15 protein-coding genes are annotated in these 17,303 nt (G+C 59.8%); 3 read left to right on the forward strand and 12 right to left on the reverse strand.

Annotation, left to right across the window (positions count from 1 at the left end; translation table 11 throughout):
- Positions 1-44: 44 nt before the first annotated feature.
- Positions 45-611 carry a TetR/AcrR family transcriptional regulator gene (locus tag AC1DMK_RS20970; RefSeq protein WP_477861672.1) on the reverse strand — a complete coding sequence of 189 codons (567 nt, stop codon included), beginning with the start codon at positions 609-611 and terminating at the stop codon, positions 45-47.
- A 475-nt stretch (positions 612-1,086) separates the two neighbouring features.
- On the opposite strand from AC1DMK_RS20970, the gene AC1DMK_RS20975 reads away from it, so the two are divergent.
- On the forward strand, positions 1,087-1,233 hold the full coding sequence (locus AC1DMK_RS20975; protein ID WP_080725425.1) for a DUF1127 domain-containing protein: 147 nt from the start codon (positions 1,087-1,089) through the stop codon (positions 1,231-1,233).
- Between the two features lie 214 nt (positions 1,234-1,447).
- Here AC1DMK_RS20975 and AC1DMK_RS20980 read toward each other — a convergent pair whose 3' ends face one another.
- The 5 genes from AC1DMK_RS20980 to AC1DMK_RS21000 form a co-directional block, all read right to left on the reverse strand.
- On the reverse strand, positions 1,448-1,990 hold the full coding sequence (locus AC1DMK_RS20980; RefSeq protein ID WP_477861674.1) for a hypothetical protein: 543 nt from the start codon (positions 1,988-1,990) through the stop codon (positions 1,448-1,450).
- Positions 1,991-2,084: 94 nt separating this feature from the next.
- Positions 2,085-3,425: an HlyD family type I secretion periplasmic adaptor subunit gene (locus AC1DMK_RS20985; protein WP_037058329.1), complete on the reverse strand. Its 1,341-nt coding sequence runs from the start codon at positions 3,423-3,425 to the stop codon at positions 2,085-2,087.
- 12 nt (positions 3,426-3,437) lie between these two features.
- Positions 3,438-5,537 carry a type I secretion system permease/ATPase gene (locus AC1DMK_RS20990; RefSeq protein ID WP_477861781.1) on the reverse strand — a complete coding sequence of 700 codons (2,100 nt, stop codon included), beginning with the start codon at positions 5,535-5,537 and terminating at the stop codon, positions 3,438-3,440.
- Positions 5,538-5,638: 101 nt separating this feature from the next.
- Entirely contained in the window at positions 5,639-7,633 is a 1,995-nt protein-coding gene (locus AC1DMK_RS20995; protein WP_477861782.1) for a hypothetical protein, read from the reverse strand.
- A gap of 147 nt (positions 7,634-7,780) precedes the next feature.
- Complete coding sequence (locus AC1DMK_RS21000) at positions 7,781-9,475, reverse strand: hypothetical protein (RefSeq protein WP_477861676.1); 1,695 nt, start codon at positions 9,473-9,475, stop codon at positions 7,781-7,783.
- A gap of 831 nt (positions 9,476-10,306) precedes the next feature.
- Between AC1DMK_RS21000 and AC1DMK_RS21005 the strand changes: the two genes are divergently transcribed.
- Positions 10,307-11,137, forward strand: a complete 831-nt coding sequence (locus AC1DMK_RS21005; protein ID WP_477861678.1) for a response regulator transcription factor — start codon at positions 10,307-10,309, stop codon at positions 11,135-11,137.
- On the forward strand, positions 11,130-11,612 hold the full coding sequence (locus AC1DMK_RS21010; protein WP_051973871.1) for a hypothetical protein: 483 nt from the start codon (positions 11,130-11,132) through the stop codon (positions 11,610-11,612). Before AC1DMK_RS21005 ends, AC1DMK_RS21010 begins: the two co-directional genes overlap by 8 nt.
- A gap of 114 nt (positions 11,613-11,726) precedes the next feature.
- Here AC1DMK_RS21010 and derI read toward each other — a convergent pair whose 3' ends face one another.
- The 6 genes from derI to AC1DMK_RS21040 all read right to left on the reverse strand — a co-directional run bounded on the left by derI (position 11,727) and on the right by AC1DMK_RS21040 (position 17,296).
- A complete protein-coding gene (gene derI / locus AC1DMK_RS21015) occupies positions 11,727-12,182 on the reverse strand; it encodes a D-erythrulose-4-phosphate isomerase (protein ID WP_057469535.1) in 456 nt (151 codons plus the stop codon).
- A gap of 11 nt (positions 12,183-12,193) precedes the next feature.
- Positions 12,194-12,964, reverse strand: a complete 771-nt coding sequence (locus AC1DMK_RS21020) for a triose-phosphate isomerase (protein ID WP_037058332.1) — start codon at positions 12,962-12,964, stop codon at positions 12,194-12,196.
- Complete coding sequence (locus tag AC1DMK_RS21025) at positions 12,961-13,737, reverse strand: DeoR/GlpR family DNA-binding transcription regulator (protein ID WP_037058333.1); 777 nt, start codon at positions 13,735-13,737, stop codon at positions 12,961-12,963. The genes AC1DMK_RS21020 and AC1DMK_RS21025 overlap by 4 nt, the downstream gene beginning before the upstream one ends.
- Positions 13,738-13,833: 96 nt before the next feature.
- Positions 13,834-14,769 carry a sugar-binding transcriptional regulator gene (locus AC1DMK_RS21030; RefSeq protein ID WP_037058334.1) on the reverse strand — a complete coding sequence of 312 codons (936 nt, stop codon included), beginning with the start codon at positions 14,767-14,769 and terminating at the stop codon, positions 13,834-13,836.
- A gap of 72 nt (positions 14,770-14,841) precedes the next feature.
- The gene (locus tag AC1DMK_RS21035) at positions 14,842-15,774 is read right to left on the reverse strand and encodes a TIM barrel protein (RefSeq protein ID WP_477861681.1); all 933 of its coding nucleotides are present in this window, start codon (positions 15,772-15,774) and stop codon (positions 14,842-14,844) included.
- A gap of 10 nt (positions 15,775-15,784) precedes the next feature.
- Positions 15,785-17,296, reverse strand: a complete 1,512-nt coding sequence (locus AC1DMK_RS21040; protein ID WP_477861683.1) for a glycerol-3-phosphate dehydrogenase — start codon at positions 17,294-17,296, stop codon at positions 15,785-15,787.
- Between the last annotated feature and the right edge of the window lie 7 nt (positions 17,297-17,303).

The raw sequence follows: 17,303 nt of genomic DNA on the forward strand, positions 1-17,303 counted from the left end.
CTTGACAGTTCATTCCAGAATTATCCAAATTTTTTTGTTGCCGCCTATGTGATGGCGCGCAGTGCAAGCCGGCCCAGGGATTGGAGATGGGTGCGGTCCGCACCGCCGCGCGCGGCGATCCGGATCCCGGCGAAACTGGCAACCAGAAAATCTGCCACCTCTGCCGGAGACAAGCCCGCGAAGACGTCACCGGCGGCCTGCGCCTCGGCGATGCGGTGACGCATGGCGTCCTTGAGGCGACGGTCGGCAAGCTGATGCACGGCAATGAGCTCAGCGCGCGTTTGGCCGAATTCGCAAATCGAGCCGACTCCGAGGCAGGCCAGCCCCGCAAATTCAACGACCCGTTCGATCATCTGTCGGATACCCTCCACCGCTTGAGTCTCGCGACGAAGGATTTCGATATGGGCATTGGTCTCCTGCGTCGCATATCGCTCGACGGCCGATCGATAAAGCTGCCACTTGTCTCCGAACGTATCGTAGAGGCTCTGCCGCCCGATCCGCATCGATTTCACAAGCATGTCGGTCGATGTGCCCTCGAACCCGTGGTCTCGAAACACATCGATGGCAGCGTCCAGAGCCTGCTCTTTGTCGAATTCCTTTGATCTTGCCATACGGAGCAAATAGCAATTCTGGAATGAATAGTCAAGAATAAGTTCAATCCGATTTTCGCGCCTTTGCATCTCGGGAAGTGGCGACGCGCTGGTTCCCGACGGGGCAGGTTCGTGGCAATACCAGTTTGGGCTCAAGCCGCGCTGCCAACGGCAGCAGCTCCGCTATGGCGCGGACGGCCGCGATCGCTCGATCATCGTGCTAGGGCCGCCCGGGGCGGGCATGGCGGGCCGGTGGGCGCAGAACTGCTACTAGCGGGCAGATGCATTGATCCGTACTCACACAGGCGAGGGCGTTTGTGACCACTTTCCGACAATGGCCTCGGCGACCACTCGCCGCCATGCTCGGGTTGCATGGGTGGCGTGATGTCCTGCCACTGTTCGTCAATCCCGTGCGAGGCTATATGGAGGTCATCGAAGCAAACAAAGCGCCAAGGACTGGCTGCTCTGCTTCGAAAGCCCAGGAAAGGGGATTATCATGAACGTAGCACGCTCTTTCAACAATTGGCGCAAGTACCGTCAGACGGTCTCCGAACTTGGCCGTATGACCTCACGCGAACTGCAGGACCTGGGCATCGACCGCTCGGATATCCACAGCGTGGCACGCGCAGCCATTGCTCGCTAAGGCAAGCTGACGCCATCTTGCATCCTAAAAAAAGTCCGCCGGAACCCGGCGGACTTTTTTGTCCCTTTGTCCCGGCTGCAGAGCCAATTGGTTCTGCATGATGATGGAGGGAAGAGTGTCCCTCCTCGCACATGGCGCGTGGCCTGATCTGCAAAATTATGCCTAGCCTTTAGGCGAGCCCGCGGATAGCACCCCTGCCGATGCAAGGTTGCCGTCAGTTTTCCAGCTGTTGTTCCGCGACGACGCTGACGACTACCTGGTCGGCGCCTTTTGGATAGAGCGGAAGAGTGAGGGTGATCGCCAGCTCCCGTCCGGCGAGGCTCGCGGTATAGGCCTTGTGAACGCTGTCCTGGCCGCGCGTTTCTCCTGCCGGCCGGGCGGCCAAGAGGTCTTTGAGCGACAACTCGAAGGTTTCCGCGTCGACCTCTGTGAAGGCCACAGTGCAGCCTTCGATAGCCTTCCCGCCTAAGGTTGACTTCGAGACGACGACTGCTTCGAATGAACCACCGCTCTCCCCGTCACCGATGACCCATCCCTCCAGAGCGACCGGGTTTTCAACGGGCGTCAGGCTGACGGCCATATCGGTTGCAAGGGGTGTCCAGCTTCGATCCTTCGCGAGCCCCACAGTCCGCTCGAAATAGGGTCCCGGAGACAGGCAATTCTGGTTGAAAATGTCGAACGGGGACGCTGCCTGCGCGGCAAGGCAAGGGGTGGCGAGAAAAAGTGCCGCGAATGCTGCTGAATGAAATCGTCTCATAGGAACTGACCCAATGTTCTAGCCCGGAGACCAGCGTAGCCAGACACTTCGTCAATTCTTCGTCAGTCAAGGGCGATCTTCAGGCCGACCGCTCTTACTGTTCCGAGAACGCCCGCGACATGCTGTCCGTCACCGGTTTCGCAATATAGCTGAAGAATGTTCTCTCGGCTGTCTGGATCATCACCTCGACGGGCATGCCGGGGGTTGGGGTGAACCCCCGCACCCTTGCGATTTCTTCGGGCGAGACGTTGATCCGGGCGACATAGACATCATGATCTGCCATGCCAGGCTTGCTGTCTTGCAAGGCGTCAGCCGAAAGATAGATCACGTCGCCATGCAGGACGGGTGTTGTTCGCTGGTTCAGTGCGATCAGGCGTATGGTGGCGACCTGGCCCACCTTCACGCTGTCGATGTCGTTACGGCGTATCTGCGCCTCGATCAGCAAGGGCACGCCCGCGGGAAGAATTTCGAGAATGGCCTTGCCGCTCTCAATGACGCCGCCCGTCGTATGGTAGTGCGTGCGCACGACGGTGCCTGCAACGGGAGAATTGATCGTTGCGCGCTGAAGGACGTTTTCAGCTTCGCGCAACTGCTCGCGAACGACATCTCGTTCGCCCTGAATCGCTTGCAGCCGGTCAAGCGCTTCTTCGCGGTAGACGCCTTCTGTCCGGAGGATCTCCTGCTGTTCCTTTACCGATTGTGCCTGCGTTTCCGCTATCTCCGCTTCAAGCCTTCCAACCTGTCCTTCGGCCTCGGCAATCGCCCGCTGTATCGCCTTCACATCGTTGCCGCGCACCAAGCCTTTTGTGAGCAGCAACTGCTTGTCCTGATATTCGGCCTTGAGCAGATCCACCTGCAGCACTGTCGCATCCCGTTGCCGCCTGTAGCCTTCCTCGCGAAAGCGCAGGGCCTTTACGTTTTGCTCGAGCAGGGAAAGTTCGCTGGACAGCTTCAACTGCTGGGCCTTGAAATTGAGTTGCTGGCTGACGAGAATTGACCAGACATCCGGATCGTCGCGATAGTCGTTCAGCAAGTCCGTGATCACAAGATTGTCCTGGCGTTCAGATTGGGCGGTCAATCGAGCCGCCGTGCCATCCAATCTCATCCGCCGCAGAAACAACTCCCGTTTTTTTGACTTTGCTGCGGTCTCGTCGAGCAGGACAAGCGGCTGACCTTCCGTCACCTGATCTCCCTCGTTGACGAGGATCTGCTTGATGATGCCGCCCTCCAGGTGCTGCACGATCTTGTTCTGACCCGTGGCGACGAACCGACCCTGGGAGATCACGGCCGCGGCAAGAGGGGCTGTCGACGCCCATGTGCCGAAACCACCGAAGGCCACCCCAATGAGGATCAACCCGACGGTCGTCTGCTTCCATATGGATCGCGGTACGTCAGCGTACCATTCTATGTCGTGGATCTTGGCGACGTTGGACATGATACTCGCCTCCTACTGCAACTGATGACCAAACGAGCCACCCTCGATGCTGATCCCGCGGGTCCCCATCGCCTGCAGAACGTCCATGCGCATACCGAAGAGCGCCACGGTGCCGTTCACCAGCAGCAGTATCTTGTCGACATTGTTGAGAAGCGCGGGCCTCTGGGTGATGGTTACCATCGTTATTTTCTGCTCCTTCGCATGCTGCAGCGCGCGAACGAGCGCCGCTTCGCCTGCCGTGTCGAGGTTCGAATTCGGCTCGTCCAGCACCACCAGGTGCGGATCTCCGAAGAAGGCGCGGGCGAGTGCGACACGCTGCTTCTGGCCACCGGAAAGGGGGGATCCGTCGGCAGCGACCACGGTTTCGTACCCATGCGGCAGGCTTGCGATCATCTCGTGAACATCGGCCAGCATGGCGGCGCGGTAGATCTGCGCATCGTCGGCGTCCATCCGCATGCGGGCAATATTGGCCTTGATCGTGCCCGGGAACAGTTGCACGTCCTGGGGCAGGTAGCCGATGTTCTCACCGAACTGGCGCTGATCCCAATTGCGCAGATCCATGAGGTCAAGCCTGACATTTCCCGAGGTTGGCAAGATCGATCCCACAAGCATTTTGCCCAACGTGGTCTTGCCCGCGCCGGAGTTGCCGATTACGGCAAGAGAATCGCCGGGCTGCAGGGCAAACGACAAGCCATTGAGGACGACACGCTTGGTTCCCTGCGGCACGTAAAGCAGTCGCTCGACGTCAAGACGGCCTTCGGGCTTGGGCAGATTGAGGCGTTCGAAATTGAAAGGCGAGGCTCGCAGCAAAGCTGCTATCCGCCCGTAGGCCGCACGCGACTGGCTGAATTGGTTCCAGCCCTCGATTGCGCCTTCAATCGGGGCAAGTGCTCGCCCGGCAATGATCGAAGAGGCGATCACCATGCCGCCTGTCAGTTCGCCCTCAACCGAGAGATAGGCACCCCAGCCGAGCATGGTCACTTGCGTCAGAAGACGCGTGCCTCTTGAAACCGCAGCGATCGCTATATTCCTGTCCTGGGCGATGATCTGCGCCTTCAGGGAGGCGGCTGTGTCCTGTCCCCAGATCTGTACTGCCTCCGGTATCATCGCCAACGCATTGATGATCTGCGAATTGCGGGTCATGGAATCGAGGTGAAGATTGGCCTTCACCTGCGCCGTGTTCGCTTCGGCAAAGGGGGCTGCCGTCATTCGCTGGTTTATCTGGGTGAGGATCAGTAGCAGGACCGCGGTCACCACGACGATAAACCCGAGATCCGGATGAATGAGAAAAACCGCCACGAGGAAAACGGGTGCGATCGGTGCATCCAAAAACGAAAGCAACGTCCTCGAAACCAGAAAGCCGCGGACCTGCTGAAGGTCCCCAAGCGTCTGATATTCGCGACCATTGCCCTGCAGCGACGCACGCGCTGCTGCGCTCAGAATGGGGGCGCCGAGCTGCGCGGCAACCTCAACCGCCGTGCGCATCAGCACGAAACGCCGCAATGCGTCGAACATGGATTGCAGGATGATCGCGCCGACAATCACGAGGGTCAGCATGATCAAGGTGTCGATCGAGCGGCTGGTCAGGATACGGTCGGAAATCTGGAACAGATAGATCGGAATAGCCAGCACAAGCACGTTGCTTGCCAGCGTAAACAGCAAGACGACCATCAGATTCCGCCGCACCGCACTGATGCCTGCCTTGAGGCTGGCATTAAAATCGACCGGCGCCAGGCGCTTGTGGAACGTGCCGCCTCCGTTGCCGGCTCCTGTCCCGCCGCCTCCGGACGATGGTTTGTCGACTGTGTCGTGCTTGGCGGCTATCGGGCCGCAGTCGCCCTCAATCACTTTCAACCCATCCACGGCCTTGGATGTGGGGGCCTCGCGCACCGACGGTCTTGGCCGGTTCTCGACCGGTGCCTCTGCAACTGGCTCGCTGAACGGAGGCTGTGCTTGCGGCGATGAGGTCGGGTTGTCGCTCACCACGTAAGGGGATCGCGGCGTCACCTCAGTGGCCACCGTTGCCGGCGCTTGCCCAAGCATTCTCTGCTCAGACGCCACGGTGACGCATTCCTCCACGGCACGCTCGAATTCTTGATAGCGATCGGCCATGTCGCCAGGAGCGACTTGACGCAGGTTGGTGTTGTCTGGTCTGGCCACCATTAATCCAGTCGGGACTGGGGGGCTCTTACGGATCTCATACATGTGTCCCTCTAATGTCCGAGCATGGTGTTGACCCCGTCATCCGGGTGGGCATCGTAATCTGCTGGGCTACTGGTCCCGGTCTGGGTTGCATCGGACGGAGCCAGCATCGAGTCGTCGAGGAAAAGGATCGCCTCGTTTACAAGTGCATCCGGATTGGCGCCTCCGAAGTCAGGCTGGTGCGATATCAATTCCGCTTGGTAGAGCGTTTCTTGGGAATACTGCTCGCCGCCGACATAGGTCTTTCCGAAAGAATCGAGGTCGACGATCGCTGCATTGTTCAAGAGTGCGTTCGAACCCGTCGAGATTGACCATTCCGCATCGGGGTGGGGAGAAACCGCATTCATTGCGAGCGCGATCTGATCGCTGTCGCCCAGAATGTTTGTCTGCTTGATGTATTGAAGGTTGATGAGGTCGCCACTGATGTAGAGGACCCTCAATCCATCAAGGCCCGCAAACGCGTGGTCCGAAAGCACGCCACCTGGAATATCCTTGCCGCCGCCTGCGAGCGCGTTGGCGGTATCCAGGTAGTCTTGCGGCAAAGAATCGAACCGGTCTGATCCGCCGATATTGTAGATGTGCGCTTGGTTCCAAAGCAGGTTTGCGGACGAGGAAACCCCGCCCACCCCAGTGGTCTGGAAACCGGACACAGCACCCACCAGATCGTTGTCGAACAAGACGTTCATCTGTTGAATGATGTTGGCGTCGTAGACCGACCCTCCGATGATGATCAGGTCATAGGCAAAGCCCAGTTCCACGACGGAGACGTGGTTGACACCAAGATTGTCGCCGCTAACGATGCTCGTCGTAACGCCGGACGACGAGAGAACGCCGACATCGTTGTCGCTCATGAAGACAAGCTGTTCGAGCCAGTTCACGATCATGAGATCTCCCTTGATCTCGGTGATCGACCAGTAGGCCGGATAGTCGCTGGAGTGGAACGGATCGCCCCCCGAGGGCCCTGAGTTGTCCAGACGCTCGAACGTTGCGATGTTGAACAACTCGTTGGCTTCACCTGTCGTCCAATGATTGACCGCAGATGTGATCGCGTCGGCGTCCCAGATCGCGTTGATTTGAACAATCGCATTCAGTTCGATGTGGTCACCGACAACCGCCGTCACCGCTCCGCCGCTCCAGAAGTTCTTCAGGACGGCGTCGTTAACCAGAGTGTCTCCGCCCGCTTGCAGTTCGACCGAAACCTTAATGGCGACGGACCCGTCCTCCCTTGTGAAGGTATTGGATTGCGGATCGACTTCGCTGTCATTGGCTTTTTCGTCAAACGTGTAGTGGTCTTCAAGCACAGGCGCTTCGTCGACAAGCTCGCCATTGACGTAGATGCCCTCGATGGCTTCCGTGCCGTGCAAGAAGATCTGGGCCGCCTGGCCCGGGGCCGACGCGGCAGCGTCAAGCTGGGCAATCGCCGTCTGGATGACCTCGATGGTTTCCATGCTCGATCCGGGCATGTCCAGATCGCCGATGGGCGATAGCGAGGCTGCGGATTCTGCGCCGGAAAACAGCGCCGAATTGTCGATGCGATCGGGAGAGAATTCGAGGCCGTGCCCGCCGACGCTAAAATAGTCAGCGTCCGACAGCACGATCGCCTGATTGAGATAGTTGGCCACCGACCCAGGCGGTTCCATCTCCGGCGGGGTAAATTTCATCGTCGAGTGGGCGGTGTGATAGGACCAATGATGTGGCCAGTGATGTTCCCGGCCCACGTGCAAGTCGTCAGCACCGTGAGGGTGTGGCAAGCCATGGAACATGGGGGGCCAGGGACGTACGTGCCAGGGATCATGACCGGGAGAGCGATAGTCAATTCCCGGCTCGTAATCGAGCAATTCAAAGGGCGCCGCGAAGTCTGAAACGATAACAGGATGCACATCCGGTTCAGACTGTACCGGGTTGAGAGTGAACTCCTGATAGGCCTCTCTATACCGCGCGTCTTCGACGCTTACATGAAAGACGCCGATGAAGTGGGCGATCTCTTCTGTGATCTTATCCATCATCGTCACGGCATGTACTCCTCTGTCAGCATCGGCCCTCTCTAATCCTTGCCGCGAAGATCAGGTCGGTCGCACCTTGGGCAGGCTGCGTGCAGTACCCGCACGCAACCTGCCTTGCCTGTTTTACAATTGATCTAAGCGTATTCGGCCTTAGCTGCTGCCATCGCTCGCATCATCGCCGATCACGGTGCTGGTCAGGTCGCCGCCGACGATGGTCATGTCGATTGCGTTCTGCTGCAGGTTGGCGCCCATCACGATATCCTGATTGAAGGCGCTGGTGTCGATGACGGCATCAGCCGATGCAGAGCTCGTGCCGGTGACGTAACCATCGTCACCATTGCCTGAACCCCAGGAGCCGCCGTCGCCGGCACCACCATCGCCGTTGGTGGCTATGCCGCCGTCTGCGCCGTCTCCGCCGTGCCCGCCGAAGGCCCAACCGCCGTAGCCGTCACCGCCGATGCCACCGGCCCATGCGCCGCTGAGGGCAGTCCCGCCGTCGCCGCCGCCAGCCCAGGCATCTCCACCATAACCGGCGCCAGTCGTGGCGTCGCCCGTGGCGGCCTCTCCACCGGTTCCGGCCGCACCGTCGCCGCCGTCGCCGCCGTTTCCAGCGCCGTATCCAGCGCCACCACCAAATCCAGTACCAGTCCCGGATGCGTCGCCGCCGCGGCCACCGTCACCGGCGTCCGAAGCATTTCCGCCCGCACCACCGGCACCGCCTGCGCCGGTTCCGCCACCCGCTCCGCCGGTAGAGTTTCCGCCATCCCCGGCAGTGCCATCGCCGCCATCACTGTCGGCAAACACTGGGTTGATCAATCCGAGAACGGCCCCCACACCGGTAGCGGCAGCACCGCCGGTTCCGGCACCACCGTCTCCGGCGTTGTCGGCGTTACCGCCATTGGCGTCACCGCTGTCTCCACCTTGGTCGCCGTTGCCGGCTGTATTGTTGCCGCCGTTGCTGCCATCACCGGCGAGTGCCAGCCCCGCGCCAAGGCCAAGTCCAAGGCCCAGACCGACGCCAATGCCTTCAGCACCGCTGCCGCCGCGACCGCCGTGGCCGTAGCCACCCTGAGCGTTGCCACTTGTGGCATTTCCGCTGCTTCCATCACCGCCGTCGGAATCGCCGCCTTCGCTGGTGCCGCCAAATGCCAGGCTGCCGGCAAGACCGCCGGTCCCGTCGCCACCTACGCCGGCGCCTGCTGTCGCGCCGCCGCCGCTTGCCCCATTGCCACCATCGGCATCGGCGTCGCTACCGCCTTTGCCGCCGTCGCCACCGCCGCTGATCCCATCGGACGCGAAGGCCAATCMACCATTGGCATTGTTGTTGAGCTCGAAGGTTCCGTCGTTGGAGACCTCTGCCTTGTCCAGATGATCATTGTCCTGCAGGTTGGCGATTTGATTGATGACATTGCCAACATCATTGCCCTCGCCGGTAAGCGCACCATTGAGAATGTCGTCGAACTTGGTGTTGAACAGGCCGTCGATGGAGCTGCCGCCGCTGACGTCGGTGTCAGCGAAGTCGTCGTCGCTCGGCAAATAGCCTTCCAGGCCGACGTCGACGTTGACATCGACAGTCGTGGTATTGCTGTTTTCGTTGTAGTTCTCGCTGGCATTGAAATTGCCATTGAGGTTGCCGTTGCCATTCAGGTTCAGGCTACCATTGCCGTTGAGGTTCAGGTTTCCGTTGCCATTGCCGTTGTAGTTCTCCGATTCACTTCCCTGATGCTGGTTCTGGCCCTGTTCCTGCTGCTCCTGCTGCTGTTGTTGCTCACGCTGCTGCTGCTGTTGTTCCTGATCGTCGTCATGGGATGACGGATCATAGTTGTGTCTGTGCTTGTCAGCCATTGTCGTGTCCTCTGGCTCTGGATCCGCGACAGCTTGGCCACAATTCATCTTATTTATGGTCTTGGCCGTGCAGATGTTGAACTTGAACGATCTGATGAAGGGCGGAGTTTATCGGGTGACCGCCTCCCCGTGCTTGGATTGCATGATCTGTTGGCAAGTCCTCCCGTTGTTGGCGACACGGCAGGTTTGAATGGAGGCTCGACACACGAAGCCACTGCATGCCCCGCAGGCGACCCTCCAGACCCAGCCGCAACTCTGAATGTGCTGCTAATATGCAGAGAAGGTAAGCTGCTAGATGGAGCTAGTACCCGCTGGGGAGCGGGGCCGGGGGCGGCTGTTTTCGATGTTTTGGATGCCGAGCGGCCCAAGTGAGTTGTTTTGAAACAGATTGCTCGCGAATACCGGCAATGAGCGCCGTTCTTCGATCTGTCTTGCGCTGCCGATTGCCCTGAGGTCGCTGCATGCCGGCCGAAGGCATGGTCAAATTCATGCCAGCCGCCGCCTGCTCGAATGGACAACACCCCCGCACACCGAGCCATTGATCCTTTCTCCTAGGCCTTAAGTGCTAGCAGCCCGCCACAAGAGGTAGTGCGTGTTCCCAGCTACCGCCTTGGTAGATAGTTCGTGCGCGCCTCCCCATTGATTCTTCGCGAAAAAACGCTTTCACACACGTTATGCGCGATATGTAGCGCTATGCCAGTGAGGTGTTGAGCGGCGGCCATAGCTCGTTCGAGCTATTCCCAATCGGGTCTGTTTGGACTAGATTTTCCAGCAAGAGACGGAGGGGAGGCGCACCGCGCTCCGCGAAAATGCCTGGGGAGGCTTGCTATAATGACGCGCGATGCGCCGACCTTGCACAACTTCAGCGTGGAACTGGTGCCGCCGTTGGAGGCGATGCGCTACTTGCGTACACTCTTGTATGTGGGCCCACCCGACGTCGTTTCCGACGCAATCGCTGCGGCTATCGAAAGAGAATTCCCGTCGCTTTGCGTCAAGAATGTTCCAGACTTGAAAGCGGCGCTATCAGAGTTCGAAATACCCCTGCGGCTCCTGCTGGTTGATCTCGAGCTCGCGCACAGTCTTAATAGCTGCGCTGGCGAGATCCTGAAGCGCCACCCCGCTGTCGCGGTGGTGATCGTTACCGAGGGCGATCAGCGAGAGAGCGCCAGCCGGCTTCATTTCATTGACACCCGGCTTGTTCGCGGCATTCTGCCGTTGAACGTGAGCCTCGACGTTCTGCTGTCGATACTGCGGATCATTTTGAAGGGTGGGACGTATTTTCCATCGGTCACCTATAGCAATCAAGACGGTGTATTGTGGGAGGCTGGCAGCTCTCGTTCGTCCGATTCGCCCATGGAGACGAAACTGCGCTTTGCGCAGGAAATCCGAGGGAAAACAATGCATCAGCTGACAAAACGTGAAAACGAGATTTTAGCCCGAATTGCATTGGGCAATCAGAACAAGATCATTGCGGCCGCTTTCGGCTTGTCTGAACACACCGTGAAGATTCACATCCACAACATCATTACCAAGCTCGGCGTCCACAACAGGACGGAAGCCGTCGCGATCTATTTCGAGCATCAGGAAACATACGGCGGTGAGGCTTTGCCGGACGGTTCTGTTCGATCGGGCAGCGGTTCGGTGCCAGGCGACGATGCGTAAGTTTCAGGATGTCCTATTGCTGCTTGGGCAATTAAACTACACGTGGACGAACACCGAGAGCCTCTTGATTCACATGATTGCCGGGCTCTGCCAGTCCGACAAGGAAACGGCGATCGTGATCTTCCTGACGCTGAATACCTCGCGTGCGCGCATCGATCTCGTGGAGCGGCTGGCGAAGATGCAGCGGACGCCTGCAGCTTGCAGAGCCGAGGTCTTGGATGCAACAAGGCGCCTTTCCGAGGAAGGCAAACTCAGAAACAAGTACAACCACTGCATCTATTCATTTGACCCTGACAGCGGCCGGGGTCTGACGCAGTCGATGCGGATCTTCGAAAGCCGAGACGAAATAAAGTACGGAAAGATCGAGGAACTCGACGATCAGGAGATCGTGCGGATAAAGGAGAGCATCCAATCCTTGATCAAGATCAATCGAGATTTATGGAATCTGACTGAACGATACAATTTTCCAAAATAGAATTTGGATCGCCGGCGGACCTCCGAATTGGGCCGAGGTTCGCTTCCGAGCCCGTGCTCCGACAATTTCAAAGCCATCAAACGGCCGGCGTGAACCGGCCGTTTCGCATTATTGTCACCGGGCGTTGTATTTGGCGTCGAGCTCGTCCATGGCCTTGACGTTGCCGGCCGAACGGCCGTTCTCGTCGAACGTCTGGGCGAGAAATGCATCCGCGATGGATTTCGCGAGTTCCGTCCCGATGACGCGGGCGCCCATCGTGATGATCTGTGCGTTGTTTGAAAGTGCGGCGCGTTCAGCGGAATAGGTGTCGTGCGTCAGCGCTGCGCGAATACCCGGAACCTTGTTGGCCGAGATGCAGACGCCGATGCCGGTGCCGCAAACAAGGATCGCCTTGTCATAGGTGCCGTCGATGACGCCCGAGGCGACACGGTCCGACAGGTTTGCATAGAAGGGATCGGCGCCGGTACCCGTGCGCGAAACTTCGTGTACGTCGAAACGGTCCTTCAGATGGTCGGCCAGAACCTTGGCAAGGCCTTCGCCGGCGCTGTCTCCTGCAATAGCAAGCTTCATTGTCTTTCTCCTCAGAGTTTGGCGGTGCATTTTTCCAGGATGTCGAGGTAGCCTTCGACGTTCCAGGCCGAACGGCCGATGAAGAGCCCGTCGATATGCGGGCTCGAGATCAGTTCCTCGCAGTTCTGCGGGTTGACCGACCCGCCATAGAGGCAGGGGATCTTGCGGGCCAGTACCTCCTCGGCGACGGCGATGATTTCGGCCTGGCGGGCATCCGCATAGTCTGCGGTCGCCGGGATGCCCTTTTCGCCGATCGCCCAGACCGGTTCGTAGGCTAGGAGAATCTCGGCAGCCTTCTGGTCGCCGGAGAGTTTCGAAAGCGCGCCCCGCACCTGCGCGGCTAGAATTTCGGCGGCCTTCCCGCTTTCCCGGTCGGAAAGCGTCTCGCCGATGCAGATCAGCGGAATGAGGCCGTGGCGCACGGCAGCCTCGGTCTTCAGGGCCACCGTTTCGTCGGTCTCGCCGAAATGTTCGCGACGCTCTGAATGCCCGAGCTCGACCAAGTCGAGATTGCAGTCTTTCAGCATCGGCGGCGAAACTTCACCGGTCCAGGCACCCTGGTCGGCCCAGTGCATGTTCTGTGCGCCAACCTTCACGGAGGTCTTGGCAAGCATCGACTTGACCTCGCGTACGGCTGTGAAGGGCGGAATGACGAAGCGCTGGATGCGAAGATCGCCTGCCGCATCGGCAACTTCGAGCCCTTTTGCAAAGTGCTGGGCCTCAGCAAGCGTCTTGTTCATCTTCCAGCTGGTACCAACCCAGAAACGCGGTTTTTCGGTCATGTCGGATCCTGCGTTGATGCGACGGTGAGCGTGACGCCCGCCCGCTCGAATTCCTCCAGGACAGCAGCGTCAGGCGCCCTGTCGGTGATAACGGCGTCAAAGTCGGCCAGATCCGCCATGACATGCAGTGCGGTATGACCGATGCGCTGATGGTTGACCAAGAGGCAGGTCCTGGCCGACGATGCAATCATTGCCCGTTTGGCGCGCACGACATTGTCGTCCATGTGATAGGCAAGCCTGCCGCTGACGGCGGGGGTCGAAATGAAAGCGATATCGGCCCTCAGCCGTGACAGCGCTTCTTCGGTGACAACGCCGAGATAGGCGCTGAACTTCGCCGAATAGATGCCGCCGAGTCCGATCAGCGTGAGGCCGGTCTCGCCTTTCAGCCGCTCCATGATCGCAGCGTTGTTGGTGATGACGGTCAGCGGCCGCTTCTGCAGCAGCATTTCGCCCAGCACTGCGGCCATCGAACCGTCGTTGACCATCACGGTCATGCCTGGTTCGACCAGCTCCAGTGCGCTATGAGCCATGGCGATCTTGGCTTCGTTGCCTTGCCTCTCGCGAATACGGAAGTCGCTTTCGAACTGCGTTCCTGCGTCGATCGTCGCGCCGCCGCGAACCTTGCGCAAGACGCCTGCCTGTTCGAGATCGTCGAGATCGCGATGGATGGTCATCTTCGACACGATGAAGCGATCGGCGAGGTCGTCGAGGTCGACGGTCTTGTTTTCGACGAGCAGATTGACGATGAGCTGCTGCCGCTCTTCCCGCTTCATTCCGGTCTCCACTGGTTTGGAGATAAGATAACGGAACCATCGTGATAAGCAACATCAATGGTGTGATTTTGCGATCAATTTATGTTGTGTTTCGCGCTACGCCAGCAGCGCCTTTGCGGTGCGTTCGTCGGTAATGAGCCCGAAAAGGCGGCGGCTGTTTAAAATTGCCCTGATGGCCGGCACCTTTGCCTGTCCGCCAGCCAGCGCCACGAGCCGCTCCTTCTTGGTCTTCGGAAACGATGCCGACAGCGTGCGCGCCGTCAGAGGCGTATCAAGGATATGGCCGTCTGCATCGAAGAAGTGCCCGAGGATTTCGCCGACGCCGCCTGCTGCGGCAATCGCTTCGATTTCTTTAGGCTCCACCATGCCCGACAGAACGAGCTGCGCCTCGGCATCGACGGTTCCCAGGCCCACGAGCTTTAGATCGGCATTGTTGGCAAGATCGAAGACCTCTTTGACGGCACGCTGCGCCTTCAGGACTTCGCGGTCTTCGCCGGTATTGGCAAAGAAGGGAACAGGCATGACATAGGCCTGCGTTCCAGTCTTTTCGGCGATGCGGTGCATCACGTCGTAGGGGTTGGCGCCATAGTTTCTTGTCAGGCCGCCGAGCAATGAGACGAAGCGCAGGTCTTTCGCGTTTACCCGCGGCATATATTGGACTGCGGCTGAGAGCGTACGGCCGTGGCCAAGGCCGATGACCGTATTGTCGCCGCGTTCGATCTCCCGCTTGAGGTAGCCGGCGCCTGCGTGCCCCAGCGCGCGAAGCGGCAGCCCTTCCTCGCCGAGATCCGGCGCGACCTCGCAATACTGAAGCCCGAACCGTTCGGAAAGGCGCATCTCCAGCTCGACACATTCGACGATATCGCCGTCGATCGTGACTTTCACGACGCCATCTGCAACCGCGCGCGCGATCAGTCGATGTGCTTTCACCGATGGCACGCCAAGGCGCCGGGCGACCTCGGACTGGGTCAGGCCACCCGCGTAGTGGAGCCAGGCAGCACGTACGGCAAGCGTATCATCGGCGTCCGTCATCACGGCTCCCTTTCGAATGTCGTACACGGCGAATCCGCCGCATCGCGATGCTGCCTTTTAGAGGTCTCCGTGTCAGATGTTCAAGTCGGCGACCCCGGTGTCGATATGAGGCGCCCAGAAGGCGACGCTCTCGGCGATCTGCGGGATGACCTGTCGATCGTTGGGCTCGCGTTCCTTGAAGGAGAGTTCGAGGCAGATTTCATTGTCTTTTGCCCCTCCCTCGGCAAAGGCTTGCAGCAGCGGTGCCGGCTGGACGCGGCCCTTCGCGTTGAACTCAGCCGTGAACGGCCTGTGTCCACCCTTGTCCATCAGGCTCTGCTTGATGTGAATGATCGGCGATACCGGCGGAACGGCACGCGCCCAGGCATAGGGGTCGAAATCGTCTGGGTTGGCGGACGTGACATCGCCGTGATCGATATCCGCCATCATCCACATCGGGACCGCCATTTTCGCAGCCGTCAACCGCTCCTGAAGCGACAGGCACGCGGAGATCGTCTCGCCGAACTCCCGGCCGATGCTCATCGGCTCCCAGAATAGGTAGGAGATGCCGGCTGCGTGCGCATGCTCGGCCACCTCTGCCCAGCAGTCGATCGCGATCTTGATCAGCGCTTCGCGTTTCGCCGGATCGTCGAAGTCCTTGTAGGTGAAGATCGCAAACTGCGTCCCAACAGAATCGCCGCCGAGATCGGCAACGATGTCCGCGAAGGTCTTGAACCAGTCGATGTAGTAACGCCGGACATCGGGGTCCGGGTGGCCGAAATGGTTGAGGCGTCCGTAGGGGCCGGTCATGCCGGAGGTTACCCGAACGCCGGTCCGCTGCAGCGCCTTGTCCATAACGCGGGTCAATCGCCTGATGACTGGCGCCTGCCAGCTCGGATTGATGAATTCGTGCGTCAGCTGGAGATCGCGGATGCGGAGCGCATGGGCAACCGCGTCGATGAGGTCATCGGGATCCGCGAAGCGGTTTACCAGCGGATTGGTGTTGAGGGAAAGAGTCAGCGGCATCGAACCTCCTTCAGGCTGCTGCAAGGCGGGTCGAAGCAAACCACTCGCCAAAAGCTGCGCGTTCCGCTTCGCTCAGATTCAGGTAGTGCTTGGTGCGGCGATAGAGGATGTCCTCGCCCGCCGCCGCCCATTCCGTGGCGACGAGATAGCGGGCCTCGGCTTCGTAGAGCTGGCCGCCGAAATGGCGTCCGAGCCCCTCGACGCTCGTCGCACCTGCAACTACGTTCTTGGTGCGGGCGCCATAGAGGCGGCCGTAGTGATGCACTAGCTTGCGCGGCATCCAGGGATAGGCATCGCGCAGGCTGTTGGCGAAGGTTTCGTAGTCGGCATTGGGAATTTCGCCGCCGGGCAGGGGCGCTTTCTCGGTCCAGTCCCCGCCCATGTTCGGAAAAATATGCGTGAGGCGCTGCATGCCGCGTTCGGCAAGCTCACGGAAAGTGGTGATCTTGCCACCAAAGACGTTGAGCAGGGGAGCGCCTCCCGTCTCGTCCAGATCGAAGACATAGTCGCGGGTAACGGCGGACGGATTGCCCTTGCCGTCGTCGAAAAGCGGACGAACGCCGGAGAAGCTGTGCAGCACGTCCTGGCGGCGCAGCTTTTCCTTGAAGTAGCGGTTCACGGCCTTCAGCAGATAATCGATCTCCGTCTCATCGGCAGAGACCTCCTCGGCGCGGCCTTCATAGGCGATATCGGTCGTCCCGATCAGCGCCTTGTCGCCCTCATAGGGGTTGATGAAGATGACGCGCTTGTCATGGTTCTGCACCAGGTAGGCGTTGGATCCGGCCCAGAACTTCGGCACGATGATATGGCTGCCTTTCACGAGGCGCACATTGCGGCTGGAGTTGGAACCTGCGACGCGGTTGATGATGTCCATTACCCAGGGCCCGGCGCAGTTGACGAGACATTTTGCGCGGAAGGTTCGCGTCTCTCCCGTCAGGCTGTTCTTCGTCGCGACGATCCAGCTGCCGTTTTCGCGGCGGGCTGAGACGGCCGGTGACCGGGTCAGAACCAATGCGCCCTTCTCCGCCGCACTGAGCGCGTTCAGGGTCACGAGGCGGGCGTCGTCGACCCAGCAATCGGAATATTCGAAGCCGCGCGTATATTGATCGAGGATCGGCGTGCCTTCCGGATCGCGCAGCAGGTTTAGCGTGCGCGTCCCCGGCAGCTTTTTGCGGCCGCCGAGATGGTCATAGAGGAAGAGACCGAACCGCACGAGCCAGGCCGGGCGATCTTGAGGGCTGTGCGGCAGGACGAAGCGCATCGGCCAGATGATATGCGGCGCCGCGTTGAGCAGCACTTCACGCTCGATCAAGGCCTCGCGCACCAGGCGGAATTCGTAATATTCGAGGTAGCGCAGACCGCCATGTACCAGCTTGCCCGAGCGCGACGAGGTTCCCTGCGCCAGATCGTCCTTTTCGCACAAGGCGACCTTCAGGCCGCGGCCCGCGGCATCGCGCGCGATCCCCGCGCCGTTGATGCCTCCGCCGATGACGAAGAGATCCAGGAGTTCGGGTTCGGTCATGTCATGC

The organism is Rhizobium sp. 05L419 (assembly GCF_056397845.1).

What these genes read in the sequence shown, in the direction of transcription:
- AC1DMK_RS20970 (WP_477861672.1), bottom strand. Translation starts at nt 611, where the DNA reads ATGGCAAGATCAAAGGAATTCGACAAAGAGCAGGCTCTGGACGCTGCC.
- AC1DMK_RS20975 (WP_080725425.1), top strand. Translation starts at nt 1,087, where the DNA reads ATGAACGTAGCACGCTCTTTCAACAATTGGCGCAAGTACCGTCAGACG.
- AC1DMK_RS20980 (WP_477861674.1), bottom strand. Translation starts at nt 1,990, where the DNA reads ATGAGACGATTTCATTCAGCAGCATTCGCGGCACTTTTTCTCGCCACC.
- AC1DMK_RS20985 (WP_037058329.1), bottom strand. Translation starts at nt 3,425, where the DNA reads ATGTCCAACGTCGCCAAGATCCACGACATAGAATGGTACGCTGACGTA.
- AC1DMK_RS20990 (WP_477861781.1), bottom strand. Translation starts at nt 5,537, where the DNA reads ATGGCCGATCGCTATCAAGAATTCGAGCGTGCCGTGGAGGAATGCGTC.
- AC1DMK_RS20995 (WP_477861782.1), bottom strand. Translation starts at nt 7,633, where the DNA reads ATGATGGATAAGATCACAGAAGAGATCGCCCACTTCATCGGCGTCTTT.
- AC1DMK_RS21005 (WP_477861678.1), top strand. Translation starts at nt 10,307, where the DNA reads ATGACGCGCGATGCGCCGACCTTGCACAACTTCAGCGTGGAACTGGTG.
- AC1DMK_RS21010 (WP_051973871.1), top strand. Translation starts at nt 11,130, where the DNA reads ATGCGTAAGTTTCAGGATGTCCTATTGCTGCTTGGGCAATTAAACTAC.
- derI (WP_057469535.1), bottom strand. Translation starts at nt 12,182, where the DNA reads ATGAAGCTTGCTATTGCAGGAGACAGCGCCGGCGAAGGCCTTGCCAAG.
- AC1DMK_RS21020 (WP_037058332.1), bottom strand. Translation starts at nt 12,964, where the DNA reads ATGACCGAAAAACCGCGTTTCTGGGTTGGTACCAGCTGGAAGATGAAC.
- AC1DMK_RS21025 (WP_037058333.1), bottom strand. Translation starts at nt 13,737, where the DNA reads ATGAAGCGGGAAGAGCGGCAGCAGCTCATCGTCAATCTGCTCGTCGAA.
- AC1DMK_RS21030 (WP_037058334.1), bottom strand. Translation starts at nt 14,769, where the DNA reads ATGACGGACGCCGATGATACGCTTGCCGTACGTGCTGCCTGGCTCCAC.
- AC1DMK_RS21035 (WP_477861681.1), bottom strand. Translation starts at nt 15,774, where the DNA reads ATGCCGCTGACTCTTTCCCTCAACACCAATCCGCTGGTAAACCGCTTC.
- AC1DMK_RS21040 (WP_477861683.1), bottom strand. Translation starts at nt 17,296, where the DNA reads ATGACCGAACCCGAACTCCTGGATCTCTTCGTCATCGGCGGAGGCATC.